The organism is Sphingosinicella terrae, from assembly GCF_003347635.1.
Classification (GTDB): domain Bacteria; phylum Pseudomonadota; class Alphaproteobacteria; order Sphingomonadales; family Sphingomonadaceae; genus Allosphingosinicella; species Allosphingosinicella terrae.
On sequence record NZ_QDFY01000004.1, the window covers coordinates 206,091 to 232,592 of the forward strand.

The 26,502-nt window shown below is 64.7% G+C and carries 22 protein-coding genes; 7 read left to right on the forward strand and 15 right to left on the reverse strand.

The features are described 5' to 3' along the window. Positions 1–65 precede the first annotated feature (65 nt). Entirely contained in the window at positions 66–1,694 is a 1,629-nt protein-coding gene (locus DDE10_RS11130; RefSeq protein WP_284734597.1) for a DegT/DnrJ/EryC1/StrS family aminotransferase, read from the forward strand. On the opposite strand, the gene DDE10_RS11135 is transcribed toward DDE10_RS11130, so the two are convergent. The 4 genes from DDE10_RS11135 to DDE10_RS11145 form a co-directional block, all read right to left on the reverse strand. Beyond that, complete coding sequence (locus tag DDE10_RS11135; RefSeq protein ID WP_162806557.1) at positions 1,674–3,008, reverse strand: O-antigen ligase family protein; 1,335 nt, start codon at positions 3,006–3,008, stop codon at positions 1,674–1,676. The genes DDE10_RS11130 and DDE10_RS11135 overlap by 21 nt on opposite strands. Before the next feature lie 20 nt (positions 3,009–3,028). Then, on the reverse strand, positions 3,029–4,162 hold the full coding sequence (locus DDE10_RS23450) for a hypothetical protein (RefSeq protein ID WP_162806558.1): 1,134 nt from the start codon (positions 4,160–4,162) through the stop codon (positions 3,029–3,031). Between the two features lie 23 nt (positions 4,163–4,185). Continuing rightward, complete coding sequence (locus DDE10_RS11140) at positions 4,186–6,369, reverse strand: GumC family protein (protein ID WP_162806559.1); 2,184 nt, start codon at positions 6,367–6,369, stop codon at positions 4,186–4,188. A 105-nt stretch (positions 6,370–6,474) separates the two neighbouring features. Then, entirely contained in the window at positions 6,475–7,122 is a 648-nt protein-coding gene (locus tag DDE10_RS11145) for a polysaccharide biosynthesis/export family protein (RefSeq protein ID WP_162806560.1), read from the reverse strand. Between the two features lie 429 nt (positions 7,123–7,551). Between DDE10_RS11145 and DDE10_RS11150 the strand changes: the two genes are divergently transcribed. Then, positions 7,552–8,367 (forward strand): class I SAM-dependent methyltransferase, encoded by an 816-nt coding sequence (locus DDE10_RS11150; RefSeq protein WP_114952850.1) that lies wholly within the window; start codon positions 7,552–7,554, stop codon positions 8,365–8,367. A gap of 214 nt (positions 8,368–8,581) precedes the next feature. On the opposite strand, the gene DDE10_RS11155 is transcribed toward DDE10_RS11150, so the two are convergent. The 3 genes from DDE10_RS11155 to DDE10_RS11165 are packed head-to-tail and all read right to left on the reverse strand — an operon-like array spanning position 8,582 to position 11,626. Beyond that, on the reverse strand, positions 8,582–9,229 hold the full coding sequence (locus DDE10_RS11155) for a sugar transferase (RefSeq protein WP_114953007.1): 648 nt from the start codon (positions 9,227–9,229) through the stop codon (positions 8,582–8,584). A gap of 17 nt (positions 9,230–9,246) precedes the next feature. Then, entirely contained in the window at positions 9,247–10,401 is a 1,155-nt protein-coding gene (locus tag DDE10_RS11160; protein WP_114953008.1) for a glycosyltransferase family 4 protein, read from the reverse strand. Between the two features lie 25 nt (positions 10,402–10,426). Beyond that, positions 10,427–11,626, reverse strand: coding sequence for a hypothetical protein (locus DDE10_RS11165; protein WP_114952851.1), 1,200 nt, complete (start codon positions 11,624–11,626; stop codon positions 10,427–10,429). Between the two features lie 434 nt (positions 11,627–12,060). On the opposite strand from DDE10_RS11165, the gene DDE10_RS11170 reads away from it, so the two are divergent. Further along, on the forward strand, positions 12,061–13,158 hold the full coding sequence (locus DDE10_RS11170) for a glycosyltransferase (protein WP_114952852.1): 1,098 nt from the start codon (positions 12,061–12,063) through the stop codon (positions 13,156–13,158). Between the two features lie 9 nt (positions 13,159–13,167). On the opposite strand, the gene DDE10_RS11175 is transcribed toward DDE10_RS11170, so the two are convergent. From DDE10_RS11175 to DDE10_RS11190, 4 genes are all read right to left on the reverse strand, one after another. Beyond that, the gene (locus DDE10_RS11175; RefSeq protein ID WP_114952853.1) at positions 13,168–13,959 is read right to left on the reverse strand and encodes a glycosyltransferase family 2 protein; all 792 of its coding nucleotides are present in this window, start codon (positions 13,957–13,959) and stop codon (positions 13,168–13,170) included. Then, positions 13,959–14,930: a glycosyltransferase family 2 protein gene (locus tag DDE10_RS11180; protein WP_162806561.1), complete on the reverse strand. Its 972-nt coding sequence runs from the start codon at positions 14,928–14,930 to the stop codon at positions 13,959–13,961. Before DDE10_RS11180 ends, DDE10_RS11175 begins: the two co-directional genes overlap by 1 nt. 1 nt (position 14,931) lies before the next feature. Continuing rightward, complete coding sequence (locus DDE10_RS11185) at positions 14,932–15,783, reverse strand: glycosyltransferase family 2 protein (RefSeq protein ID WP_114952855.1); 852 nt, start codon at positions 15,781–15,783, stop codon at positions 14,932–14,934. Between the two features lie 158 nt (positions 15,784–15,941). After that, entirely contained in the window at positions 15,942–16,814 is an 873-nt protein-coding gene (locus tag DDE10_RS11190) for a glycosyltransferase family 2 protein (RefSeq protein ID WP_114952856.1), read from the reverse strand. A gap of 205 nt (positions 16,815–17,019) precedes the next feature. Between DDE10_RS11190 and DDE10_RS11195 the strand changes: the two genes are divergently transcribed. From DDE10_RS11195 to DDE10_RS11205, 3 genes are read left to right on the forward strand one after another with little or no spacing between them, the layout of a single operon-like run. Next, positions 17,020–18,513, forward strand: coding sequence for a lipopolysaccharide biosynthesis protein (locus DDE10_RS11195; protein ID WP_114952857.1), 1,494 nt, complete (start codon positions 17,020–17,022; stop codon positions 18,511–18,513). Positions 18,514–18,566: 53 nt separating this feature from the next. Beyond that, positions 18,567–19,778, forward strand: a complete 1,212-nt coding sequence (locus DDE10_RS23455) for a hypothetical protein (protein ID WP_162806562.1) — start codon at positions 18,567–18,569, stop codon at positions 19,776–19,778. Positions 19,779–19,827: 49 nt separating this feature from the next. Beyond that, positions 19,828–20,577 (forward strand): methyltransferase domain-containing protein, encoded by a 750-nt coding sequence (locus DDE10_RS11205; RefSeq protein ID WP_114952859.1) that lies wholly within the window; start codon positions 19,828–19,830, stop codon positions 20,575–20,577. On the opposite strand, the gene DDE10_RS11210 is transcribed toward DDE10_RS11205, so the two are convergent. Then, entirely contained in the window at positions 20,574–21,527 is a 954-nt protein-coding gene (locus DDE10_RS11210; protein WP_114952860.1) for a nitroreductase family protein, read from the reverse strand. The genes DDE10_RS11205 and DDE10_RS11210 overlap by 4 nt on opposite strands. Further along, complete coding sequence (locus tag DDE10_RS11215; RefSeq protein ID WP_114952861.1) at positions 21,524–22,693, reverse strand: polysaccharide pyruvyl transferase family protein; 1,170 nt, start codon at positions 22,691–22,693, stop codon at positions 21,524–21,526. The genes DDE10_RS11210 and DDE10_RS11215 overlap by 4 nt, the downstream gene beginning before the upstream one ends. A gap of 228 nt (positions 22,694–22,921) precedes the next feature. Between DDE10_RS11215 and DDE10_RS11220 the strand changes: the two genes are divergently transcribed. Beyond that, positions 22,922–24,121: a glycosyltransferase gene (locus DDE10_RS11220; protein WP_162806563.1), complete on the forward strand. Its 1,200-nt coding sequence runs from the start codon at positions 22,922–22,924 to the stop codon at positions 24,119–24,121. Between the two features lie 4 nt (positions 24,122–24,125). Here the strand turns inward: DDE10_RS11220 and DDE10_RS11225 are convergent, their stop codons facing one another. Together DDE10_RS11225 and DDE10_RS11230 are read right to left on the reverse strand one after the other, a co-directional pair. Next, a complete protein-coding gene (locus DDE10_RS11225) occupies positions 24,126–24,881 on the reverse strand; it encodes a methyltransferase domain-containing protein (RefSeq protein WP_162806564.1) in 756 nt (251 codons plus the stop codon). A gap of 134 nt (positions 24,882–25,015) precedes the next feature. Beyond that, positions 25,016–25,978 carry a class I SAM-dependent methyltransferase gene (locus DDE10_RS11230; RefSeq protein WP_114952864.1) on the reverse strand — a complete coding sequence of 321 codons (963 nt, stop codon included), beginning with the start codon at positions 25,976–25,978 and terminating at the stop codon, positions 25,016–25,018. Positions 25,979–26,502: the final 524 nt, after the last annotated feature.

A 26,502-nucleotide genomic window follows, 5' to 3' on the forward strand; every position in this document is an offset into this window, starting at 1 on the left:
CCTGCCGTGGTTGAACGAGCCCGGCAGAGGCCATAGTCTCGTCTCGCAGAAAACAGGATTGCATCTTGTCCGACCCCGCTCACTACGTCACCAGCGACTATTATCAGCCTGGGCTCCTGAACAACGTTGCCAGCTTCGGCATCATCGTCGTCCTTGCGGTCGTGGTCTTCATCGGCCTGGTGGTCGGAGCCAGGCTGATGCTGCGCCGGAGTAAGAGGGCGAGTCCGGGGCTTCGGCGGGTCTTGAAAGCCATAGGCGGCCTCGCCAAACCGGCCTCCCCGATCAAGTTCCGGCTGCGGAGCCGTCAGGAAAAGCTCGGCAGGCGGCGCAAGAGCGAAAACCACTACAAGATGAGCCCCGCCGACGAAGCGGAAGCGAGCGAGGTGACCCAGCTTCAGCCGGGCAGGAAGCCCATGTCCGCGAGCTTCCCCCAGGTCATCGGGCGGCCCTCTCCGCACAAGCGCGCAGGCGTCGCCTATGAGCCGCTGCCGGAGGAAGCCTGGCCGCGCTTCGCCGAGGACGAGGTGGCAGCGGTCGCCGATATCCTGCGGTCCGGCAAGGTTAACCAGTGGACCGGCACGCGCGTCTTCGAGTTCGAGCAGGCCTATACGCGCTTGTTGCGGAACGGCCGCGCAATTGCCCTCGCTAACGGCTCGGTTGCGCTGGAGCTAGCGCTGCGGGCCTTCGACGTCGGGCCCGGCGACGAGGTGATCGTGACTCCCCGCAGCTTCGTGGCTTCGGCAAGCTGCGTCCGGCTGGTAGGCGCCACTCCCGTTTTCGCCGACATCGATCCTGACAGCGGCAATGTCACCGCCGCGACCATCGCCGCCGCGATCTCACCCCGAACGAAAGCGGTGATACCTGTCCATATCGCCGGATGGCCGTGCGACATGCCGGCGATCATGGAACTCGCCCGGCAGCATGGACTCAAGGTGATCGAGGATTGCGCCCAGGCGCATGGCGCGGAGATCGATGGCCTGCCGGTCGGAAGCTTCGGCGATTCAGCCTGCTTCTCCTTCTGCCAGGACAAGATAATCTCGACGGGCGGCGAAGGCGGGCTGGCGACCTTCCGCGATGACGAGGCGTTCGAATGGGCCTGGTCCTTCAAGGACCATGGCAAGAACCGGAAGCGGGCGATGGAGCGTCCGACAGGTCTCGGATTCCGCTGGCTGCATGACATTCCGGGCACCAACTGGCGGATGACCGAAATCGCGGCGATGATCGGACTTCACCAGCTCGACAAGCTCCCGCAATGGCGCGCCCGTCGCAACCGCAATGCGGAGATATGGGGCACCGCGTTGTCCGCGGTGGCGGGATTGCGCGTGCCGAGGCCGCCCCTGAACGTGACCCACGCTTACTACAAATTCTACGCTTATGTTGATGTCGATCCGCAGGCCAATCTCCGGATACGCGACCGTATCCTCGAACTGGCAGCGGAATCGGGCATCCGTGCCTTTTCCGGTTCGTGTTGCGAAGTCTACAAGGAGGCGGCGTTCACCGATCTCGCGGTCGAGCCGCTTCCCGTGGCCAGAGCGCTGGGCGAGTCGAGCCTCATGTTCGAGGTGCACCCTACGCTCGACAGCCGGCGCCTGAGCGACCGAGCAGATGCCATCGCGCAGATTGCGCGCGACGTAATCGCCGACCACGCCAAGCCGGCGCCGATGAGATCGGCTTCAGAGGCGGCGGGAGGCTGATTTTCGGAACCGCCCCTCCTCGGAGGGCGGGCGCGCCGACACCATCAGCGCCGCGCAAAGGCCGCAGAGCGCCGCAATCGCGGCGGTGCGAACGGGATAATCGACCATGGAGTGCAGCAGCACCACTCCGATGGCGATCGAGCCGGCACGGCCGAGCGCGCTGTCGGTCGAGGTCCAGCTTCGCCTGACGGCGAGCGCGTACCAGAGCAGGAAGGCGGCAAGCAGCAGCAGGCCCGGAAAACCGGTTTCGAGTAGCCATTCCAGATAGTCGTTATGGGCGTGGTTGGTGAATTCGTCGGGTCGGTCATCCGGATCCTCGTTCATCCGGTACAGCGCCACGAAGCTGCCGAGCCCGCTCCCGGCGGGTTCGAATTCCAGAGCCAGCCGACCCGTCTCGTTCCAGATGGCCTCACGCGTGCTGGCCTGGACGTTGCCCTTGGCCAAAGCATCGCGCGTGACGATGCCGCTCGCACCTACCGCCGCGATCGCGGCAAGAACGAAAAGCGCCGCCGCGACGATCCAGCTCCGCGGAACGCTGCCGGCGAGATCCTTGCGCACCATCAGGACGCAAAAGCCGATGACCAGCGGCAGGATGGCCATGCCCGCGCGCGATCCCGTCACCATTACGCCACCGGAAATCACCGCGAAGAGAACGGCGATGACCACGGCCTTGGCGGCCCCTTCCTGCCTGTACCGGCCATCCTGAAGAAGAGGCGTGGCGAGCGCGGCCACGAAGGGGAGGGTCATCAGAAGCAGGGTGGCCTGATGGTTGCGGTTCGCGAAGAAGCCCACGGTGTAGCCGCGGTTGGTCACGTCATAGAAATAGAGCGGCGAGTTGGCGCTTCCCGCCACCTGGGACAGCCCTACCAATAGGGCAACGATTCCGAAGCCGACCACGACCGGTAGAAAGAACTGGCGGTACCGGACGGATGTCGGGGCCACGAGCGCGATCATGGTGACGACCGGCAGCGTCGAGGCCAAGGCCCGCAACGTCCCGTCGGGCGAGAGTGACAGGCTCAGCCACGGCAACGACATGCCCAGTGACCTGAAGCCGTCGACGATCGAATCCCGTCCGGGCAGGGATGACCAGAGCCCCGGTGGAAGGGGCGCGAGCTGCAACGCGATCAGCAGCAGCCATCCCCCGACAAGGAGCCACAGCCCCCGCTCCCCCGGCTGCCAGTGGCGAGAGCGCCCCGTCAGGAGCAGGGCGATGGCCAGCAGCGCGCCGAGCAGCTGCAGGAACAGGTTCCCCAGGATCCCCGCGGCGCTCGCTCCTCCAAGCACGAGACAGAGCAGGAGATAGGGCACCGCCACGAAATTACGTGTCCGCGATCTCATCGGCCGAACCTCACTTCGACCTGGCGCGTCCGTGCCTCGCCGGTCACGCCGGGTTCTCGGCTCGAGCCGGAGGCGACCAACGCGATCTCCTGGAAAGGACAGCCGCCCGGCACGTCGAAGCCGCGTCCGGCCTCCTGCGGCGCGTCGGCAGCGGGGAGAGGCAGCTCGACCAGAACACGCCCCGATGGGCAGCCAACCCGCCATGTCAGGGCCGATCCTGATGGAGCGGCGCCTGCGATTGCAAGCTGGTAAGTCCCCGCCGGCAGGACGAGGGTCTGGCGGGCCAGTATCGTACCGGGCGGAGCGGCGGCCGATGCGACCAAAGCGCCCGGCCCGGATCCGTCGGCTTCGATCCGCGCTCCCGGCCCGACGCGCCACTCGAAGGGCGCGATACCGGCGACGGACCTGAACGTCCCGTCATAGACGGGCGCGACGAGGTCGACGCGCTCGCTCGGGAGGCGCGCCACCCAGGCGGCATAAGCCTCGGCGCTCACCGCGCCTGGCGCCGGATCGGGCGGCGCGGCGGCCAGATCGGCGAGAGCCTGGAGCCGGCGGCGATGGGCGGGGCTCGCCGCCCCCATGAGCTGCCGACCCCATTGGGGGAGCTCCCCGTTCGCACTCGCTTCGGCCAGTTTGCGGCCAAGGATTGCGCTGCCGCGCGGGTCGTCGAGAAGGAGAAGCATCGACTGGTGGATCGCGTCACCGACATCCGACCGCTGCCGCGCCAGCGCCAGACCCTGGTCGATCGCCTCCGACCAGCGGCCCTGCTGCCAATAGAGGGAGATCAATTGCCGGCGCGTGTCCGAATCGCGCGAGTTGCGCACGACCGCCTCTTCCAGCCAGCGGCTCCCTTGGCTCGCGTCGGCCTCGCGGGCGGCGGCTCGCGCCGCGGCGACGAAGGGCTCGGCCGAAAGCGGGGCGCGGCGGAGCGCCTCGCGGGCGAGGGCCATCTGCTCGGGCGAAGATGAGGCCCGAAGTGCAGCCGTTCCCAGTGCCTCGCCGCTCGGCGGCCAGAAGGCAAGGGCCCAGCCGGGCTGGATCGGACCGACCAGAGCGATGGCGGCGGCCCGCACGGCGCACCACATCAGGCCGAGGAGCACCAGGAGACCGAACGTGCGATAGAAGGGCAAGGATATCTCCCCCCCGTTGGCCGTCACCCTTGGCTCAGCTCAACATTCTCGTCGGGGCCCGAGCCCCGGCTGGCGCGCTTGCCGAGCAGGCCGGGAAGGACGAACCGAGTGCCGGAAGCCCCATCCTTGTCGCCGGTGCCGTAGCCATAGCCGTAGCCGTAGCCGTAGCCGTAGCCCGATGTCTTCGAGTCGAACTTCGTCAGAACGCCGCCGACGATGCGGGCGCCAGCCGCGCGAAGCCGATTGACGGTGTTCTGGGCCACCGAAAGCTTGATGCGTTCCGCTTCGAAGACGATCAACGTCCGATCGCAGAGGGCAGAGAGCAGCGGAGCGTCGGCCAGACCGAGCACCGGCGGGCCATCGAGAATGACAATGTCGAACATCCCGGACAGCTTGCGCAGGATCTCGGACAGCGATGGATCCGACAGCAGATCCGCCGGATTGGGCGGTACCTTGCCCGCCTCGAGCAGCGATAGCCCCGGAACGCTGGTGGGACGGATCACGTTCTCCAGCGTCGCCGCGCCGGTCAGCAGACCGGAGAAGCCGTGCGAGTCGCTCCCTTCCATCGAGAAGGACGGGTTCCGAAGGTCCGCATCCAGCAACAGCGTGGTGTAACCGAGCCGGGCGAAGTTCCGCGCCAGCGCGAGCGAAGTGGTCGTCTTTCCTTCCGCCGGACCGGAGCTGGTGACCAGCAAGGTCGAGGGGGCGCCCTGCGCGGTCGCGAACTGGATCGCGCTTCGCAAGGAGGCATAGGCCTCCATCATCGGCGATCGCGGATTATCCAGCAGATCCGTCATGCCGCCGGTCTTCTCGGCCTTCGGGATGACGCCGAGCGGCGGGATCTCGAGCTTCGTCTCGAGATCCTCCTGGCTCCTGATCGTGTAGGTCAGGAATTCCAGCGCGAAGGCGGTGGCGAGGCCGGCGAGAAGGCCGATGAGCGCGCCGATGATGGTGCTGCGCAGCGGCTGAGGCTCGACCGGAGTCCGAGGCGGCCGCGCCTCGTCGACGACCGAAATGAGATTCTCGCCCACGCCGCCGGCGATGCCGACTTCATTGTAGCGTTGCAGAAGCGCCGCATACATGGCGCGATTGGTGTCCACCTCGCGCTGGAGGATATTGTACTGGATGCTGCGCCCACGCAGGTTGAGCACCGCCTCGCGCAACTGGTTGACGCGAGAGATCACCTCATTTTCTCGCGCCAGAGCCGCCACATAGTTGGTCCGCAGGGTGCCGATCGCCTGCGCCTTTTCGAAATTGATCGTTTCCTGGATCGTTTCCATCTGGGTGCGCATGTCGACCATCTCGGGATGCTCGGGGCGCATCAGGTTGAGCTTGGTTTGGTACTGAGCCTGCAGCGTATTAAGCTGCTGGCGCAGGCCCTGAACGACATTGCTGTTCAGCACCTCGCTCGTCGGATCTCCCTGCGCCGCCTGGCGCCAGCGCGTTTCCGCCTGGGAACGGGCGCTTTCGGCCTCGGCCAGCTCGGAATTGGCGGCGATGAGCCGAGTGCCGTCGAGACTGTCAGACGCGTTCTGCCCCTGTCCGCCGCCTGCATCCCGAACGGTGACGATGCCCTGCTGCTGCGCATAGAGCGTCAGCTGGCGCTCCGCTTCCTCGAGACGTCCGCGAACTTCGTTGATCCGGCGCAGCAGGAAGTCACGCGCATATTCGCTGGCGCCGTATCGACGCTCGAGCACCGACTCCATGAAATTCTGCGCGAAGGAATTGGGGACCTGAGCAGCCATCTCCGGGTCCGGATGCTTGAAGCTGATCTGGACGAGCCGGCTGCTCGGAATCGGCGCCACCATGAAGGTGCTCGCCAAAGTGCTCGTCGCCTGTTCCAGCCTGCGCTCGGGCGGCGACTCCGGATTGGCGAACTGTGGATTGTCGGCCAGGTTGAGATCCCGCGCGACGCGCTGCGCGAGCGAGCGGCTGCGCAAAAGCCCGTAATTCGTCTCCAGCGACTGCACGTCGGTCATCGGAGTGGCGGAAACGGTGCCGCCAACGTCGACCATCTTCACCTGCTCCAGGCTGATCTCGAGGGTGGTCGAGGCCTGATATTGCGGCGTGGTCATCATCACTACGGTGACCGCGGACGCGATGCCGAGCAGCAGCGAGGCGAGGATCAGCCACCGGTACTTGATGATGATCCGCCAGATGTCGGTGATCCCGAAGGCCACCGGCCGCGCCGAGACGGGCGCGACCACGGTAGGCGCCACCGCTGTCGGAAAGCCGATCGGATTGGATGCGCCGGGCGGTCTCATTCCGGGAGAGTGCGGGATGGGGGTGTTCATGGGAATGAGCCTGCTGCGTTAATAGATGAAAGGCCGGAACAAGGCGACGATCGGCAAGGTGGATATCACATCCCTCAGGACCTGGCGCGTCTGGCTGCCGTCGACGATGATGATATCGGACGCATAGACCAGCGGGTCCTCGGTCTGGGCCTCCTGGATCTGCCGCAGATCGAATACCGCAACATGGCGCTGCCCCTCAATCTGCCGGAAGATGACGACCCGGCGCAGGTTGGCGGCGCCCGTGGTCCCACCCGCGCGGGCGACGGCTTCCATGAGGGTCACGCGGCCGGGAACCGGATAGACGCCGGGACTTCGCACCGACCCGTCGACCACCAGCCGCTGGCTGGTGCTTTCCTTGAGGACGACACTGACGTCCGGATTGACGTAATACGTCTGGCCGATCCGCTCACGCAAGATCACGGACGCCTCTTCGATGGTCATGCCCTGGACCGGAACGGCACCCACCAGCGGCAGCGAGATGTTGCCGGCCGAGTCGACGCGATAATCGCCGGTAAACTCGGGCGCCCTATAGACGGCGACGCCGACAAGGTCCGTCGGCCCCAGCCGATGATCATAAGGGTCGGCGAACAGGGGATCAGGCGGCTGATTGAATTCCGCCGTAGGCGGCGGCAGTTCGGCGCGCCGATAGCCGCATGCCGTCAGCAAAATTGAGCAAGCAAGCAGGAAAAAGGTGCCCGCTTTCGCCACAGCGGATGCACGACCGACATTATTCATCCGGCTTCCATTCATCTAGCGTATTCTTCCTAGCCGCCCCCGCGCCTCTTAATCCCCGAATAAACCTGCGGCGTCAATAATATGACCCGGCTGAGAGAGGGCAGCGGCTTCTCTAGAGCCGGGCGGCATGAAGTCAATGCTTGATCTCCTCCCCGCGCCGATCCTAAGGGCCGCCATCCGAACCTGGGCGCGGTCGTCGAACCGATCGCGGCTCGGCTTCAGGATAGGACGGAGAAGATGCTTCGGGTCGCGGGCTCGCGGCAAGCTCTCCGGCCGCGGAATGCGGCGGTCCGTTGCGCGATGCGGCCGCACCGAGCGAGACTTTGCCCATCCATCTCCACAGACGGAAAGTGAAAGCCAGTGAACGACAAGCCGGCATATGAGAACGTCATTCTCGACCATTATCGAAAGGAAGCCGAGCTTTTTCAGGCGGATGCTTCCTCCACCATGCGCGACCAGATCACGCGGGGCCGCGAAGTTGACGCCATCCTGAGCACGCTCGCCTATCTCGAGCAGAATGGAAGCAGAAAGCTTCGCCTGCTCGATATCGGCTGCGGTAACGGATACCTGCTGGAGCAGATAAGACAGCGTCACGCCGACATGGAGCTGATGGGGCTCGAATATACGCCCGAGCTCGTCGAGATCGCCCGGCAGCGCGGCGTCGAGGGGTGCGAGATCGTCCAGGGCGACGTGCGCGATATGCCCTTCGAAAACGCGAGCTTCGACATCATCGTCACGGAGCGGTGCATCATCAACGTGATGGACCAGCAGGACCAGGCAAAATCCATCGCCGAAGTGGCCCGCATCCTGCGACAAGGTGGCCATTATATCTGCATCGAGGCCTTTACCGACGGGCTGGAGAATCTGAACGCGGCCCGGGGCGAGCTGGGACTCGAGCCGAACGACATGCCCTATCACAATCTGTGGTTCGACAAGGGCTGGTTTCTCGATGTGATAAAGGCGCACTTCGACGTGGCGAGCCTGCCGAGCGAGACCGACCCCGCCTACGTGCCGTTCAATTTCCTCTCCTCCCATTACTTCATGAGCCGCGTCGTCTACCCGGCCGTGACCAGGGCGGACATCGTCTACAATTCGCATTTCGTGAGCTTCTTCTCCTTCCTGGAGCCGCGGGGTAATTATTGCGCGATCCAGTTCTGGCTGCTCCAGCGCAAATAGGGACGAGCCGAGGGGGGCCGACGCACCTCCCGCCGAACCTGCCTCCGCGGATGACGGGCGGCAGAGAGCGGTCTCGAGCCCCGCCCGTGCCACGGCGGCCGCTCGGGCTCGTCCCGGGCGGCCTCGGGGACGAGCCTCGGGCACGAAGGTAGCGGGCGGAGCGGAAAGCCGCTCCTCCCCGCAATGCCCGTCCCGCGACCGGGGCCGTCGGAGCTCAGCGGCCGCTTTCGCCCAGCGGTTCGTCGCCGGTCTCGCCCAGGAAGAAAGGCATCGTGGCCTCCCCTTCCGCGCTGATGCCGTGGCGGGTAAAGACGCTTGAGACGGTGCGACACAGGATCTTCATGTCGACGGCGAAGCTCAGATTATCGACATACCAGACGTCGAGCGCGAACTTCTCCGGCCAGGTGAGGGCGTTGCGGCCGTTGACCTGGGCCCAGCCGGTGATCCCGGGACGGACCTCGTGCCGCCTCGCCTGGAAAGGCGAGTAGAGCGGCAGATACTGGATCAGGAGCGGCCGCGGGCCGACGAGGCTCATCTCGCCCTTGAGCACGTTCCACAGCTCCGGCAGTTCGTCCAGGCTGGTCGAGCGCAGCCATTGGCCGAAGGGCGTGAGCCGCTCTGAATCCGGAAGGGGGCGACCCGAGGCATCGGTCTGGTCCAGCATCGTCCTGAACTTGACGAGCTTGAAGATGCTCCCGCCAAGGCCCGGCCGCGCCTGGACGAAGAGGACGGGGCCGCCGAGCTTAATGCGCACGGCGATCGCGACCGCCAGCATCACCGGAGAAAGGAGGACCAGCGCCGTCACGGCGACGCTGATGTCGAACAGGCGCTTCGGGTAGAGCCGTCGTTTGCGTCGGGACATGCGGGTATCGATCATGTTCATAGCCCGAGATGGCCCAAAATGTCCGCGGAGACCTTGCGCGCGTCGTAGCGCTGCTCCGCGATGCGACGCGATTCCATCCCCATGTGTTCGGCCAGCGCGGGATCAAGCACGAACTTCTTCATCGCGTGGTACAAGCCTTCCGCATCCTGGACGGGAACGAGATAGCCGTTGGTGCCGTCGATCACCGTCTCGCGGCAGCCCGGCGCGTCGGTGGTGATGACGGCGCGCCCCATCGCCATCGCCTCGAGCACCGAGCGCGGCGTACCTTCCCGATAACTGGGCAGCACGTAGACACGGCACCCGGCTATGGCCGGACGCACGTCGTCCAGCTTGCCCAGGAATTCGATGCCGCCGGCCTTAATCGTTTCCAGCTCCTCCGGCGTGATGGAGTCGGGCGATGGATCGAGATAGCCGACCAACGACACCCTCACCTCCGGATGCTCGCGCCTTATGCGGTTCGCGGCAATGGCGAATTCGCGGATGCCCTTGTCCTTGAGCAGGCGCGCGATCATCAGGAAGGAGGTTTCGGCCGGCAATCGCGCCAGCGCGTACTGTTCGATGTCTACTCCGGAACCGTCGACGACGGCGCTGCCGGCATGCTCCGGAAGGATGCCCAGCGAGCGGAAAGTCGCCTGGTCGTCTCGATTCTGGAAAAGCACGATGTCGGACCGCACGATCGCCTGCCGGTAGAGCGACGCCGCCACCTGGCGAACCATCCGCCGGCGCCCAACGACATTCTCGCCGGTGAAAGCGAACCCGAGGCCGGTGATCAGGGAGGCGATCCGGGCCACGCCCTCGACACGCCCGGCCAACGCGCCCAGGATCACCGGCTTGATCGTGTAGGAGAGGATCAGGTCCGGACGCCGCGCCCGCAGGAGGCGGCGCAGCGCGCGATAGGAGCGCCACATTCCGACCGGATTGAGGCTGGCATTGCTGATCTCGATCGAAACCGGCTCGACGCCGAGGCCGCGAAGCTCCGCCGCCGTGGCGGCATCAATCGCAGGCGCGGCAGCGACGACCTGGTGCCCGCGCGCTGCCATTGCCGCGAGCATCGGCCCCCGGAACTTGGTCAGCGACGGCGCATAGGATCCGAGCACGACGACGCGCTGCGATGGCGGGCGATGGCCGGGAATCGGCGTCTGTTGCGGCATTGGGACAGGCGGGATCAGCGGCGCATCAGACGTGCGTCGGCGCCGCCGCCGCAGCAGCATATTCGCGGGCCTGCGCCTCGGCGGCCTCTGCGGCCGCCGCGGCCCGGGCCGCGGCGGAGCGCTTGTACATGTAGACGGCGGCGAGCAGGAGCAGCGCCGGCGGGATCGCCATCATCTTCATCCGCTGTCCCAAGCCGACATTGTAGCTGATGAGCGCCAGCGAGAAGATCACCATCGAGGAGAAAGTGGCGCAATAAACCACGAAAAAGACGTGACGGAAAAGATAGAGAACCGTCTTCCAATTGTAGAGGAGGTAGAGGACGAAGGCCATCAGCACCGTATTCTCGGCGGAGGCCGCATAGCCCATCAGTCCCTCGGCGTCGTACCAGAAGGGCCTGAACATCAAGGTGAAGATCTTCATCGGGAGCGGCAGCGTGTTGAGCTGCGCGCCGCTGCCATAATCCTCCGAAAACCCCTGCTGAGTCTCGACGAAACTGGTGACCGAGGTGACCGACACCTCGGTCATGTTCATGCTTGCCGCGGCGCGGCCGATGAACACGACGAGGCCCGCGGCGGCGATCGGCGCCAGCATCAGGCGCACCTTCGTGTCGGCGCGCTTCGACAGGAGCAGGGCCGCCACCATGCCCGCCATGACGAAGGGGGTGATGTGCGGCCGGATACACACCATGATGGCCAGGGAAAGCGCCAGCCAAGGGAGCCTTTTTTCGATTCGCAGCGAGCACCAGGCGGCGAGGCTGATCGCCATGATCATCGGGCCGTCCTTGCCGATACCGGCCGTCCAGAAATGGAGTCCCGGCAGGAACAGGACGAAATAGACCGGGAGCGGGACCGTCATTTCCAGCGATTCCGCAATCTCGACGAACGACCGGATCATCAAGGCGATGGCGATCATTCCGAAGCATTGAAAGAAGAGGAAATGATCCAGGAATGATCCGCCAAGCGTGTTCCTGATCAGCTGGACGAAGTGGACGACGAAATACGTCCCCTCCTTGAACGGATCCTGCCTGACGAAGCCGAACGGATCGCGATAATAAGTGAAGGCATCCATCGCGGATTCGAAGCTCTGCAGCCAGTAACCGATCGCGGCGATGATGTGCAGCGCGAGCAGGGCCGCATAGACGTCGAAGCGACGAGACCGTTCCGTCGGAAAGGCGATCAGGTAGGCGAACAGGCTGATCACCAGTCCGAAGAGGGCAACGATCATGAACTGCTTACCTGTAGCCGACGCCCCGCAAGGCCTAAACCAATCGGGCAGGAGCGACAATCCATGGCTCCGCCTTCGATCCGTCGCGCCCACGCGCGGCCGGAGCCGCTCCCTCTAGCAGCTGAAAATCGTTTTACCAGAGCCAGATGGGGCAAGGCGATCGGCACGGTCGGCCGAACGAGCCTTGCCATACCGCAAAGTCGGGCCAATGAGCGGCCCACCAGCCTCAAGGCGATCGGTTTCGGACCTGTCGTCATCGGGCCGCATAAGGCAAGGCTGCCCGGCCTGCGAAGCGATGCGGGGTTGCTTCGGCGCGATACGCCCGCAATGACGATCCAAGTTCAAGGCCGATCGATACGGCCCAGGTTCATCTGCCGATACGGAGCTATTCCCATTCCCAGTCTACCCCCTGCGCCTGATCGTCGAGGCGTTCGATGAGAATCCTGTCCGTGCTGGCCTCGCCGGCGGCCGGAGGCGCCGAGATACTCGTGCGCAACATGACGCGGGAAATGGTCCGGCAGGGCCATGACTGCCACATCGTGTTCATGTCGAGCGCCGCGGGCGTCGGCAATCCGGCCGACTTCGAGGTCGAACTGCTCGCCACGCTGGACGCGGGCGGCGTCACCTACGAGGTCATGGCGCCGCGCGATTTCCGAAATCCCCTGGCAGGCGCGACGAGGCTCCGACGCTCGGTCCGGCAGTTCGGCGCCGACATCCTTCACATCCATCTCGCCCGTGGCCTGCTTTGCCGGGCGTTCAGCGGGTTGCGGGTCCCGACCGTCTACACGCATCACAACGTCACGGCGAACTTCCCACCGATCTTGTTCAAGCTGTTCGATCGTTTCGTCGATGCCTATGTCGCGATCGGCGACGCCTGCCGGGATTTCCTGAAGGCGCATGTCCGCGGCCCGATGACGATGATCCGCAACGGCGTTCCCGCCGACTTCGAGGCTTCGCCGCGGGACCGTGGCCCTGCGGTGAACCCGTTCATCCTGAGCGTCGGCAATCTCACGCCGAAGAAGGACTATGGCAACCTGATCGAGGCGGCGGCGATCGCGACCGGCCTGTTCGAATCGGCCGGCCGCCAGCCGCGATTCGCCGTCGCGGGCGAGGGAGAAGAGCGGGCGCGGCTGAAGACGCTGATCGCGGAGCGGCGGCTGGATTCCCGGTTCGAGCTGCTCGGGGCGCGCGGCGACATAGCCGAGCTGATGAGCGCGGCCGACCTGCTGGTGAACTCCTCGGAACATGAGGGACTGCCGATCACGCTGATCGAGGCGGCGATGTCCGGCGTGCCCATCGTCGCGACCGATGTCGGCGGCAATGGCGAGGTCGTGGGCGACGGGATCAACGGCTTCCTGGTACCCCCGTCCGACCCGGAAGCACTGGCCCGCCGGATCGTCGACGCGCTGACGGAAGACGAGCAGTATGAACGCTTCTCGGCGGCGGCCGTCGAACGGTCCCGCGCCTTCACGATGGAGGCCTGCGCCTCGGCACATCTCTCGCTTTATTCCGACATAGTCGCGCGCAGGTAGCGCCAATCCTCAGGCGGATGTCTTCGACCTCAGGCGTTGGCGCCAATGGGCCGCGATGGCGAAGGCGCGACGTCGGGCAAGCTCGAACCGGCTGAAATAGCGCTGCTCGGACGCCTTGCGCAGGAACTGGAGCGTCCCGCGATAGCGACGATCCGCCGAGGCGCGGGTCAGGGATCCCGGCCGGACCGTCCGCAGATAGAGCGGATCGTTGTTTCCGGCGAACAGCCCTTGCTGCCGGCCGATGCGGATCAGGAAGTCGAAATCCTCCATGATCGTCAAGGATGGATCGAGCCCGCCGGCGTCGACCGCGGCCTGCCGGCGCAGCAGATAGAGTGGCAGGCCGCCGGGAAGCCCCCCGGGCACCCCGACCAGGCGCGGTTCCAGCGGGCCGAGATGCTCGCGGAAGCTCGACCGGCCCTCCGCCCCCTCCGGCGCCCGCGCCAGGAACCCTGAATAGGCGGCGACGACGCGCTCGTCCCGCTCGATCAAGGCAAGCCGCCTCTCCAGATTCTCCGGAGCCCAACGGTCGTCGGCGTCGAGGAAGGCGATGAAGGTCCCGCTGGCCGCCTCAAGCCCATTGTTGCGGGCGGCCGACGGCCCCCGGTTCTGCTGGCGCAGCAAGAGCGTGCGGGGATGCGCTTCCAGGCCTGCCGCAATTCCGGCCAGAGCGCGATCGGACGTGGACCCGTCGTCGACGACGATCACCTGGTCGGCCGCACGGGTCTGCCTCGCGACGGAAGCCAGGCAGTCCGGCAGATACTCGCCATCATTATAGGTGGTGACGATGACGGAGACCGACATCAGCGCACCGGCACCAGCCGGCGTAGCCCGCGCGACAGACGGTAGCGACGGCGCAGGCCGAGCAGCGCGGACGCGACGCGATGCGGCAAAGAGCCCTGGTGGCCGCGAAAACCGAGCTGCCGGCTGCGGCGGAGCGCCTGGTCGCCCAACACGTCGAGCCCCCGATAATAGCAGTTGCCCGCGAGCATGTAGTAACGGCGGGCGCAGACCGCCTCGCGCGTGGCGGCATCGACCACCGGGGAATCGATCGCGAGCAGCTTTTCCGCCACGTCGAAGGGCGATTCCATATTGTCGGAACGCCGGGTGATGCGCTCCGCCGACGGATGATCGACATAGATGCCCCGGCCCTGGCTGGACAAGGCGAAGCGGCCCCCGCCCAGCACAGCGCGCAGCACGATCTCGCCGTCCTGGTTCTTGTGAATGGTCTCGTCCCAGCCGCCGATCCGTCGCACGTGGGAGGTCCGCCACAGCACGGAACAGGGCGCGACGAAGCGCGCGCGGCCGAACCAGCTTTCGAACAGATGGGCGGCGGAGCGATAATCGGGCTGAAACAGCGCCCTTCGCTCGCCGCTGCCTTCCGCCTCGACCTGCATGGGGGCGAATCCGAGATCGGCGGCTTCGGCCTGCATGGCATCGACGAGCCCCGCGAGCAGGGGTCCTTCCAGATAGTCGTCGCAGTCGAGGAACATCACATATTCGCCGCTCGCCGCGGCAAGGCCTTCGTTGCGGCTCACCTGCGCGCCCCGATTCTCTTCGCGCGCGATCACCTGCACGCGGGCCGGGTCGTAGTCGCGAAGCCGATCCGCTGTCTCGTCGAGCAAGCCGTCGATCACGACGATGACCGAAGCTTCCACGCCGGGCTGCTCGAGAACGCTGTCGACCGCGCGGCGGATCGTCGAGGCCGCCTTGTAGGCGGGAATGACCACCGACACCGTTCGGTCGCCGCCGCCCAAGGCGGCCGGGGCGATCATATCAGGCCCGGTTCGGGCGCTTGAGCTTGAGCTTGACGAGGCTGAATTCATGCGCCTCGACGAGGCCTTTGGCCCAGGCGATCAGATAGAGCGCGCTCCAGTCGCGCCAGCCCAGATTGGAGCGCTTGAACGGCAGCCGCCGCGGCGGCTTGATCCGGCCGAGCACATAGATGGGCAGCGACCGCTTGCGGTTCTGGGCGATCGAGCCGGCGACGCGGCGGCGCTTCTTGAAGATTTCCGCGAGGGTTCGGCGGGCGGGATGCGCCACCACCACCCCGGAATCGTAGCGGATCGGAACGCCCATCTTGTGCGCCCGCATGTTCCATTCCCAGTCGCCGCCCGACATGGTCTGCTCGAAGGGACCGACGCGATCGAACACGGCGCGGGAGACGAGGAGGTTGGCCGTCACGCAGACGCCATCGCGCGCATATTGCTCCTGCGGGAAGGCGGTGTGGGCGTCGAACAGATAGGCATAATAATCGGAGCCTTCCTCGCGGAAGATGCTGACCGGCCCGGTAATGCGCTCCTCGGGATGGCGTTCGAGCAGCTCGAGGCCGCGGGCCAGCCAGTCCTTGTCGGGGATGCAATCGCCGTCGGTGAAGGCGAGCCACCTGCCTTGGGACTGGCCGACGGCCGTGTTGCGCGCCGCATAGGATCCCGGGCTGGGCTCGTGGAGGATTCTGGCGTTGGGCGGCAGCCTCTCCAACGGGCAATGCCCCTCCGGCTCATTATTCGCGACTAGTATCTCGAACCGGTCGGCAGGCAGGGTCTGACGCTCGAGGGCGTCGAGACAGAGCCTGAGGCGCTCCCAATCCTTGTAGATGGGAATGATGACCGAAATCGCTGAATTCATCTCGTTCCGACTCAAGGGTCTTCACCGATAGTGGCGATCCGACCGGTTGCAGCGTGTTGCAGCGCGCTCGGCCTCAGCCCTAGTCTTCCGGCCAACCATCATCAAGGGAGCCATTCACTCCAGCGCGTTTCAATACGTTCGCGGGGTTCGCTTCCGCGTCAACTCCGGTTTGGGGACTTCCAGCCCTGGCGAACCCGAACGAACTCGAACGCGTCCGCCCACTGAAGACTCCAGTGGATGAAGAAGAGCGCGAACGCATCGACCGAGCCGAGCCGGCCGCGGCCCGACTGTAGAACATATTGCCTGAACTGCCTGAAGGGCGGGAGCATCCTTCGGGCGACATAGCGCCAAGTGGAGTAGCCCTTGCGCTGGGCCATCGCACCGGCCAACCGGCGCTTCTTGCGGACGATCGCGTCGAATGTGGAACGGGCGGGATGGGCGACAAGGAAGCCCTCTACATAGTGAAGCGGGATTCCTGCGTCCTTGGCCCGTTCACCCCAATCGGCATCGCCACCGGAGAGAAGCCGCTCGTCGAACGGGCCGACCCTGTCGAAGACCGACCGCGGGACCATAAGATTGGCCGTCGCGCACCGGCCGAGCGAGGCGATCTGCTTCTGCTTAAAGGCGGTATGAAACTCGTAGAGGAAAACGAGCCGCGGAGTGCCCTCTTCGCGGAATATTGGAACAGGCCCGGTGATTCGGGCATCGGGATTCGCCTGAAGATGGATCAGTCCCGCTTCCAGCCAGCGGGGGGCGGGGATGCAGTCGCTGTCGGTGAAAGCGAGATATTGGCCGCGCGCGACGCGCAGGGCGCTGTTGCGTGCCGCATAGGAGCCTGGCTTCGGCTCGTGGATGATCCGGCAATTAGGGGGAAGCGCGACCGGCGCAACGCGTTCCTGCGATTCATTGTTTGCGACGATCACCTCAAAGTCGGACGCAGGCAGACTCTGCTTCGCCAGCGCGCCGAGGCAAAGTTCAAGGCGCTCCCAGTCCCGATAAACGGGGATGATGACCGTGACGAGCGGCGTCATTTCGCGAAATCAGGGTGTCTGATCTGGTGGAACCGTCTTCGGCGCGTCCGAGAAGCGAGCGTGAATGAGCGAACACCCCCGGTAGAGCGGAGACGGAAGGCCATCAAGGGGCTAGCTTGCTCATGATCCGATGCCGCAAGCGCTGTTTGTGCGGGGGCCTCACCGCTGCTAAGATGGTAGCCTCACACTTCTACATCCCACCGAAATGTCCGAGAAACAAGAAGATCGCCCATCCTCCTTCGGTCGGACGGCCGCTCGCGGTGCCGCCCATATCGGCACGGCTCAGGCCGTAAAGGTCTTCCTGTCGATTGCCTCGACCATCGTCGTGGCGAGGATCCTGTCGCCGGTCGAATACGGTATTGTCGCCATGGCCGCTCCTGTGGCCGCATTTCTGATTATGTTCCAGAACCTCGGCCTCAACCATGCCACGGTTCAATCGAAGACGCTTTCGGCCTCGCAATCCAATTCGCTCTTCTGGGTTAACATGGGTGCATCCGCGGCGATCGTGGTCGCGATGCTTGCGCTCGCGCCTGTCGTTGCCTGGTTCTACGGAGATCCCCGACCGGGCTACGTCACGGCCGCTTCGGCGCTAACGGTGCTGATCAGCGGCTCGGCATTGCAGCACATGGCGCTCCTCAACCGCGCCATGCGCTTTCCCGCCATCAGCCGCATCACTATCATCAGTTCAGTCGCGACCTTTGTCGCGACGGTTGGCGCGGCCCTGCTCCTGCGAAATTATTGGGCGCTGTGGGTAGGCACGTTCATCGGGACCTTTGTCGGCGTGGTCCTCACATGGTGGAGCAGCGCCTGGCGTCCCAGCATCCGCGTTTCCTTTGCCGGGGTCGGCGAGATGGTACGCTTTGGTGGCTCCCTCACCGGCTTCAATTTCTTCGACTTCATCGCGCGACACATTGACAATGTTCTGATAGGCCGCGTCTGGGGATCCGCGGCGCTCGGCCTCTACGATCGCAGCTTTCGGCTGATGATGTTTCCGCTGCAGAACATCAATGCGCCGATTTCCAGGGTGATGGTTCCCGTACTGAGCCGTCTGCAGGACGAGCCTGAGCGCTTCCGGCGATCCTATCTGACGGCCGCCCAAGCGATCGCTCTCGCGGCCGTTCCAGGCATTGCCGTCGCGGGAGCCACGAGCGACAGGTTAATTCCTTTCCTCCTCGGCGATCAGTGGTCCGGGGCCGCTCCCATCTTCTTCTGGTTCAGCATTGCGGCTCTCACGAAGCCGCTGTCGAACACGACGGGCTGGCTCTTCATCGCTACAGGCCAAGGCCGTGCGCTGCTCAAGTGGGGGATCGTGTCAGGCATTACGACACTGCTGGCCATAGTCATCGGCGTTCAATGGGGAGCAACGGAAGTCGCGATGGCGCTGGCAATCCGATCGGTCGTCACGATGCCGGCACTGTTCGCGTGGTGCGTTCGAGGAACACCGGTCCGGACAGCCGATCTTTACGGAGTGCAACTCCCCGGGCTGGCCGCGGCTCTGGTGACATGGGCGGCCATCTCGTGGGCCTCGCCGCACCTGAATTTCGTCTCCTTGCTATGCATCGCCGTCCCCTTCGCATATGCTCTAGCGCTCGGCCTCGCAGCCTTTCGAGAAGACGGCCGCGCGGCGATTGCCAGTATATGGCACCAGGCGCGCATGTTGCTGCGGATTGGCGGTCCGATTGCTTCCGCCCGACCGTGATGCCAGCGGACTTCCCAAGTCAGACTGAATTTGATGAAACGGATGGAGGCCAAGTGACACCTGTTGAGTGGCTAAGCGAGTTCCGGAGTTTGACTGAGAAGCATGTCGAGACTGATCGGCCCCTGACCGAAGAAGACGTCTGGGGACGCGCAGACGCTCCGCTCATCTGGAAGTCAACCACATTTGCAGGCCGTCCTAGCTTCTATCCCGTCTTCGAGTGGAACGGCTTTTATTCATACTCTCCATTGGCGCTGGTGCTGAAGAAGGGGCGGTACTTGCCGACAGCCGAGTCGCATGCGTTCCGGATGCGACCCGATTTCCGATATGTGCCGGCGAACGTTCCTTTCGAACGGGAGCTTCAAAGGATAGGAGGCGCGCCGGAGCGACGCCCCTCTCTCAAGGACGAAGACGAATTCGTGGAGCAGCTGGCGACGGCGCTACAATCGGACGTTGCGGCGGTAGAAGATCGGCACCCGGGATATACGAACGTCATTGGCTGCGGCGGGAAGGACAGTCTCAACCTTCTCCTTTTGCCTTGGACCAATCCGGTGATGGTCGTGAGCGCGAGGCCCAATTTCGAACTCGTGCAGCAGTTCGTGCACAGGAACGGTCTTGGTCATGAGGTAATCGAAATGGAGGATTCCGTCGACGAGGGCTGGGATGTGATCGAGACCGCACTTGGCCTCGGCACGATAGATATGCAGCATATCCGATGGAGTCCCCATCGAAGACGGATCGCCGAATCTCTGCAGCGTCGGGCAATTTTCTGGTCCGGCGCACTTCTGGACGCTTACACCACCCCCCGCTGGAGAACGTTGGCCAATTATCCCGGACCGAGGGAGCAGCGCCTTCGAAATCTCTATGCGCGCCGCTTCGACCGCCTGCCCAGCGCTGCCGAGGTCCCGATTTCCCACGGGCTTCAACGGTTGCTCCCGGAGATTCTATGGCGCCGGTGCGCTGCCTTTCAGGGGATGCATCAGGCTCATGTGCGAGCCTTCAGCGGTGGTTTTCCACAATCGGCTTATCACGGGCCCGCTATACAACGGGTCCTGGCGCGCGCTTCATTGCCGGCGCTTTCACGCAGGGATCTGCGTGGCGACGTAGGTGCGCGCCTTGCAGGCCGAACAGTCTGGTATCCCAGTACGAACCCTGGACCGCCGCCATCTCGGCTCCGGAGGGATTTCCATGAGCCGAGCCGCGTCGACGAAGCTGTGACTTGGGCGCTCTCATCCTACGCGCCGAGCACGGATGATAGCGCGCGCTAACCTCTTAACGACCCATTCCGACTGCTGAGATCATAGAGAATGCGACAATATGAAGAATAGGGAGCTTTGGGAGCCCACCAAATTCGTCCTCGTGCGGGACGACTGGCATCCCTCATCCGATCCCCGTGAGTTGGCGGCTCCCAGCAGACATACATCCGCTCGCGCCGTTCGGGCCTACGTCTCCGCTATTCGACAGCATGCAAGAGGCCACCTCCTAGACCTTGGGAGCGGCAAGGCTCCCTTGTACGGCGCCTATCGCGCCTTTGTTTCCGACGTCACATGTGTCGACTGGCCCGGCTCGCCGCACGACACGAAGCATGTCGACGTCTTCGCCGACCTCAACGAACCATTACCGCTGGACTCCGAGGAATACGACACTTTGCTGTCGACCAGCGTCCTCGAGCATATTTGGGGACATGGAACGCTCTGGGCCGAGATGTCCCGGATCCTCCGGCCCGGCGGCCACATCATTCTCGGCACGCCCTTCATGTATTGGCTCCACGAGCAGCCACACGACTATTTTCGTTGGACGGATCACGCGCTCCGGCGAGCGGCAGAGGAGCACGGGCTCGAGGTCGTGAGCCTTGCCCCCTTCGGCACCGGTATGGACGTGCTCTGCGACGTCGCCGCCAAGCTGGCGCATGCGAAGAGCCGGCGGCTGGGCAGATTCGTGGCAAGGTGCACCGCCTGGATCATGGACCTTCGGTCCGTGCGAGAATTCTCCGACGGCAAGACGGCCAGCATGCCGCTGGGCTTCCTGATCGTCGCACGAAAGCCGCTCAAGGCAGCGAGCGACTAGAGAAGGAGAGACTCTACCTTCATTCGAGGGGGTACGGGAGGATGGAAGGCTGCGACGCCAAAGGCGACAATCGCCACCGGCTCGATAAAGTCGGGAATATCCATCTCGCGGACGAAGCCGTCGTATATTTCGCGGTTGCGCGGTCGGGATTCAATCAGGTCGCGCGAAAAGTGATTCCAGCAGACGCCATAATGGCTCGCATGTGCCGCAAGGACCATCAGCATCGTGGCCGCGCCCGCATCGATGTAGAGCCCCGCTTCCTGCTGTCCCAGGGCGCCATAGACCCTCCTGTCCGTGCCTACGAAGATGAGGCAGGGCGCTGCATAGCAATGCTCCTCCTTCAGGCCCTTCAGAAGGAGCTTGTCTTCGGGCCGGCTGATGATCTTGAATCGCCAAGGCTGCCTGTCGCCTGAATTCGGTGCCCAGCGTGCGGCGTCGATCATCTTGTAAGCGAAGGCTTCGAGGCTTTCGGCAGAGGGCTGCTCGCTCGCCCAGACGCGCGAACTGCGGCGCCTTGCCGCGAGAGCGATGATGGAATCGGCTAGATCCGGTTGCACGGGCTGAGGTTCGGTACAATGGGGGCGAATGAACTTTTCCTCCAATTCGTCGAAGGTGAGCGCGATATGCTCCGCCCACTTCAGCGTAGGCTCGGACATGTCGAACTTGCGCTCACGCAGGAGTTCGGCGGTACGGAGGACATTCGCTCGACGCTGCTCGAAATAGCTTCGCTTCGGTTCGAAGATCCGGTTGTAGAATGCCTTTTCTATCCGATGCGCATCGTGTCGGGCGAAAGCGAGGAGCTCGTCCGTGGACAAGCTCGCCTCGTCGGCATGATGGAAGGACTTGAGGCGCGGCGCGGGGGCGGCGGGTGGCGCGCGCAAAGCGTCCCGAAGGCGGGCGAGCTTCCTGCGCAGCGGCCGGGGAATGAGTTTCTTGACGCTGCCGCTCATCGCGTTCCCTCCCGCGCCGCACCGGCGACCGTCGAGGCGGACTCGCCGCGGAGCCAATCCGGAAGCCGGTCGAAATAGTCCCCATTGAAATCGGGATAGTCGAAGTCCGGCACCGCCTTCGCCTCTTCGACGGCTTCGCGAATGCGTTCGGCGGATTCACAGAAGATCACGTTGGGAATGCCGCTGAACCACTCGATCGCGGAGGTAAGCTTGTGGTCCACTGTCCGCAACACGACGGCGGGCTTGCGGCAGATGACCGCGAAGATGAGGCCATGATAGCGATCGGTAACCACCAGGTCGTGGCCCGCGAAGAGATTCAGCGTCTCGCGCAACGTGGCCCGTCGGAGCTCGGGCGGGATCGGGTCCGGCAACGTCGTGTCGAACAGCGTAGCCGAACGGCCGAGGCGATCGAATAGACGCTGACGCCCTTCCGGGTCGAACACCGACTCATTGTCGAGCCGCAGGCAGGCGAGAAGCTTGCCCGCATGGGCAGGATTTGGCTCAAGATCGAAGGCGGAAGCGCTCAGGGAAAGTACAAAATCCGGGTAGGTACCGGTCCGGGCGCGCGGGAACAGCTTTGCCGCGAGCGCACCGCTCACCGCATCGCGTCCCAGCACGGTCAGGTCGGGATGACGCCCATAGACATGCTGCGAGGTATTCAGCTCCGCCCGGCCGGAAGGCGTGTCGCTGAAATGGATCGTCTGGGGTAGGCTGACGACGGGCACATGCCGAAGGCCGGCGATCATCAGGCGGCGCCCGCCCTCGGACCAGCGCCCGCGATCGCCGAGATTCCCCCCGCTATGCAGGAATACCCTGTCGGACGGCCTGACTCTCGCACGTATCTCCTCGTGGCAGGCGATCGCCATATCCTTGTCCAGCTCCACGATTGGGCTGTCGGGATAGTGCTTTTCCAGCCAGGCGCGAATCGCGACCGCTTGGGCATGGTCGCCGATGTTGCGCAGGTCCGCCGTCGGCGTGAGCGCATAGACGGCCCGCCGCTCGGCCGCTTCCTGCCAATCCACCTGGGCGAACCGTTCCCGAGCAAGCCGCGCGCGGTCCGGGTTCAACGGCGCGGCAATCGGCGCGCGCGAAGTCAGCCTCGACAGCGCCCGTCGCAGCGGGCGCCTGACCGACCCGGGCATGAGAGACTTCAGCATGGCTTTCATGGCTTCCCCACTCGCCGCTCGCGCGTCGCGAACCCGACGCGACGATTTAGGCCCGCAGCACGACCGATGAAGATCAAAATTGAACCGGCCGGCTAGGCCTTCTAGGGCGGAGCCGACAGGCCGACCACATCCCGGAGCGGATTACGCCGATCGGCTGCATTCACGGACCCAAGTACAAGGTGAACGATGTCCGCCCCGACCGGTAAGGCCCATGATGCCCGCGCCCCATTGCGTATTGCGTTCCTGCTGGCAAGATTTCCGGAGCTTTCCCAGACATTCGTCCTCGACCAGATCGTGGCTCTGGAGGAGCAAGGTTTTGAGGTCCGGATCTTCGCAGTCCACGCCTCCGAGAGCGGCCTGCGCCACCCGGTGGGCCGGACGCTGTTGGATCGCGCCCGATTTGCGGATCGGCACATCCTCTCCCGTCTCGCCCAGCTGCGATTCCTGCCTTCGGGCATGCGCGAAACGGCGCTGCGGATCGCCAGACAGCGGCTGCGCCGGCGCGCGGCGGCCGAATCGGACCTCCTGCTCTGTCATTTCGGTCCGACGGGGCTTTCCGCGGCGAGGACGGTCCGGGGGATGAAGGAGGCAGCCCCGATCTGGACGGTCTTCCACGGATACGATCTTTCGCAGTCCCTGAAGGAGCAAGGCGAAGACCTCTACCGGCCGCTGTTCGAGGCCGGTGACCGCTTCCTCCCTATCAGCCACTTGTGGGCCGAAAAGCTTGCCAGGCTGGGCTGTCCTGCCGATCGCATCCAGATCCTGCGGATGGGCGTGGACTGCGACGAGATCGGCTTCGCGCCGGCGAACTGGTCGCCTGGCGATCCGGTACGTATCCTCTCGGTAGGCCGACTGGTCGAGAAGAAGGGCGCGGAATACTCTATTCGAGCGCTCGCGCGGGTTGCGCGCAGTTCGCCCGACCTCGACTGGCGTTTCGACATCGGCGGCGATGGCCCACTGGAGCAGCCGCTCCGCGAGCTGATCGCGGCGACGGGCCTGCAGGATCGGATCAGCCTGCTCGGGCCGCTCTCATCCGGCCAGGTGCGGGAGCGGCTGCGGGAGGCGCATCTGTTCCTTCTGCCTTCGGTCGTCGCCGCCGACGGCGACATGGAAGGCATCCCGGTTTCCCTCATGGAAGCCATGGCCGCCGGGGTGCCGGTCGTCTCAACCTTTCACAGCGGCATCCCGGAACTGGTCGAACATGAGGTGTCGGGGCTGCTTGCTCCGGAACGGGACGAGGATGTCCTCGCGCGGCATCTGGAAAGCCTCATCCGCGATCCGGACCACCGCCAGTCGCTTGCCCGCGCCGCTCGGCTCAAGGTCGAGAAGGCATTCGACCAGAAGCGGATAAACCGGGAGTTCGGCGACCGGATAAGGGCCGCCCTCGATCCCGGCCGCCAAGCCGCTCAGCCCGCCCAGGGGCGCTGACCGGTCAGCCGTCGGTCTTCGTCGCCAGGAAGATCTTCTCCCCGCGCGACAGGCGGTAGTCCACCGATTCCACCGGCCCGGCGGTGAATTCGTCGAGGGCGAAGCCGGCTGCGCGAACCCTGCCCCGGAAGTCGGCTCCATAATAGCGGACATGATCGTAGCGGCCGAAATAGGCCTGCCGCTCATCGTGCGACGTCTTGCTCGCATCCTCGAAGGTCTGATCCCACCCCTCGACCAGGGGAACCATGATCATGACCTGCCCGCCGGGGCGCAGGATCCGCCGCAATTCCGCCAGCGTCTTGCGGTCGTCGACATGCTCCAGGACGTGCGACGCGATCGCCACGTCGAACGACGCGTCGGGGAGGTCGATCTGCTCCAGGTTGAGCACCTTGTCGGCGCGCCCCGGCACGATGTCCCCGGTGACGTAGGAGGCGGGGCCGGACTTGCGCACCAGTGGCTGGATAGCCCGCTCCGGCGCGAAATGGACGACGTCCTTGCCCTTCAGGTCCAGGAAGCCTCGTTCGAAGGCGAGCGCCACGAGCCTGTGCCGTTCGTACGATTTGCACCTGGGGCAAAGCTGGCCGAGGCGCGCGTTCATCCCGGCCGGCGCGAAGCGGCCGCCGAACCCGCAGCAGGGGCAGTGGGCCGGCGGCAGGCGCTCCTCCGCCGTTATCGTGCGGAAGATCGTGTTCCGCATGTGCGAATCGGAAATGGCGCGAGCCAGCGACTTCAGGAAGGTGGTCGTTGTAGCGAGTGACATGGGCGCTCTCATAGCAGCTTGGCGATGCCTGCCTACTGGCCACGTGCGGATGCTGTGCCCTGTTCGGAACATGCAGCGCCCTTCGAGGTGCCCGTCAGATCTGCAGGATCTCCAAGCCCGTCGGCGGCTCCTGATCAACGGCCTGCTCGAGACCTGAACTTTCGATAGAAGCGCTGCGGCAAGGTTCGCCAGGACATCAGCTGGATCCTTGCCATGAACGGAAGCGGCGGGCGCAGGTAGCGATTCAATGCCTCGATGCCCGACAAGCTGGCAGTGACATCCTCATCCGGCGTGGCAATGGCCGCAACGCAGAGCGACCAGCCGCCCCCGGGATGTGGATAGGTGGTGAGCTTGCACTCCAGCAGGCGAAAGCCCGAGCGCTGCAGAAGCGTGGCGAGACTTTCGGGAATGAAGAAGTTGCAGTGGGTGACGGGCTCCCGCGCTGCCGGCATCGACTTGATCAGCTCGACCGGAACCTCGACGTAAAGGATGCCGCCTAGCCGGATGACCATCCTCAGTCTCTGCAGGACGGAATGCGGCATCGCCAAATGTTCGACGACATGGCTGCAAATGACCGCATCATAGGTCGCCGTCCGGGGCAAATCCTCTTCGGTATTCCCGATGTGGCGAACGCCTGGGACCGGCGTGCGGCAATAGTCCACGACATCGCCGCTGGCGCCGGCGGAAACGAGTTCGTCGAGCAAGCGGCCATCGCCGCCCCCGAAGTCGAGAATCCTCGACTGATCGACGGACCTGGTCAGATGAGGCGTGACGATGCGCGCCAGGCGACGCGCCCGTCGTCTCGTCCGCTCAGGCGCCTCACCTTTCGAGGGAATATAATGACCAAGCTGGGCGCCTTGTTCGTATTTCTTCCGGATGTCGTCTTCGCTGGGGCGGGGGAGGCAAGTCACGAAGGCGCAGCCCCTGCAGGCGCCGAATTTCGCGCGGAACTCGATTGTGCCGGGAAGCCACGTCTTGAATAGAATGCGGCTCGCAGCCGGACTGCGCGCCGAGAGAGCTTCAGCACGATAGATGCGCTCGCCGATGATGCTCCAATTCCGGTTTCCGCAGGCCGGGCATTCCGGGTCAGCCAGCATGATGCTATTGACCTCTCAACTTGTCAGGATCCGACGCCAGGCCGGGCGCAGCCGTAGCACGCTCACCAGATCGTCACCGAGCCCTTGTCGAGCACTTCAGAAGGTATAGTTGAACCTCGTCGCATCCATCCCGCAAATACGGCCCACTAGCTCCGCCAGTTCCAGCGTGAGGAAAACAACTCCGCTGCGTCTGGAATATGGCAGCCCAGGACTCGCCGACGGCGCGATCCTCCCAAGCGGATGCGCCAGGCAGAGAGCTGCCGGTCTCAAGGATTACGGGTGGTGCCGAATATAAGCAGGGCCTGCACGGCGGCCAGTGCCCAAAGCACAACGTCGCATGCTCGTGGATGGGCCATGCAGCGGCCATGGGGCGCGGCGTAGAAGATACTCGCCGCAGCACTTGGCACGTGGAGAAAGACGATCCCGCACCTAGTAGCGGGCGCGGCGACAGACGCGCAATGGCAGGACTAAGGTTCCTGAGGTAACTTCAGGCTTGGGGAAATCCATTCACGTTTTCCGCATCA

Excerpts from the sequence above, each read along its gene's own strand:
- DDE10_RS11155 (WP_114953007.1), bottom strand. The coding sequence starts at position 9,229 with ATGTCCCGACGCAAACGACGGCTCTACCCGAAGCGCCTGTTCGACATC.
- DDE10_RS11160 (WP_114953008.1), bottom strand. The coding sequence starts at position 10,401 with ATGCCGCAACAGACGCCGATTCCCGGCCATCGCCCGCCATCGCAGCGC.
- DDE10_RS11165 (WP_114952851.1), bottom strand. The coding sequence starts at position 11,626 with ATGATCGTTGCCCTCTTCGGACTGGTGATCAGCCTGTTCGCCTACCTG.
- DDE10_RS11170 (WP_114952852.1), top strand. The coding sequence starts at position 12,061 with ATGAGAATCCTGTCCGTGCTGGCCTCGCCGGCGGCCGGAGGCGCCGAG.
- DDE10_RS11175 (WP_114952853.1), bottom strand. The coding sequence starts at position 13,959 with ATGTCGGTCTCCGTCATCGTCACCACCTATAATGATGGCGAGTATCTG.
- DDE10_RS11180 (WP_162806561.1), bottom strand. The coding sequence starts at position 14,930 with ATGATCGCCCCGGCCGCCTTGGGCGGCGGCGACCGAACGGTGTCGGTG.
- DDE10_RS11185 (WP_114952855.1), bottom strand. The coding sequence starts at position 15,783 with ATGAATTCAGCGATTTCGGTCATCATTCCCATCTACAAGGATTGGGAG.
- DDE10_RS11190 (WP_114952856.1), bottom strand. The coding sequence starts at position 16,814 with ATGACGCCGCTCGTCACGGTCATCATCCCCGTTTATCGGGACTGGGAG.
- DDE10_RS11195 (WP_114952857.1), top strand. The coding sequence starts at position 17,020 with ATGTCCGAGAAACAAGAAGATCGCCCATCCTCCTTCGGTCGGACGGCC.
- DDE10_RS11205 (WP_114952859.1), top strand. The coding sequence starts at position 19,828 with ATGAAGAATAGGGAGCTTTGGGAGCCCACCAAATTCGTCCTCGTGCGG.
- DDE10_RS11210 (WP_114952860.1), bottom strand. The coding sequence starts at position 21,527 with ATGAGCGGCAGCGTCAAGAAACTCATTCCCCGGCCGCTGCGCAGGAAG.
- DDE10_RS11215 (WP_114952861.1), bottom strand. The coding sequence starts at position 22,693 with ATGAAAGCCATGCTGAAGTCTCTCATGCCCGGGTCGGTCAGGCGCCCG.
- DDE10_RS11225 (WP_162806564.1), bottom strand. The coding sequence starts at position 24,881 with ATGTCACTCGCTACAACGACCACCTTCCTGAAGTCGCTGGCTCGCGCC.
- DDE10_RS11230 (WP_114952864.1), bottom strand. The coding sequence starts at position 25,978 with ATGCTGGCTGACCCGGAATGCCCGGCCTGCGGAAACCGGAATTGGAGC.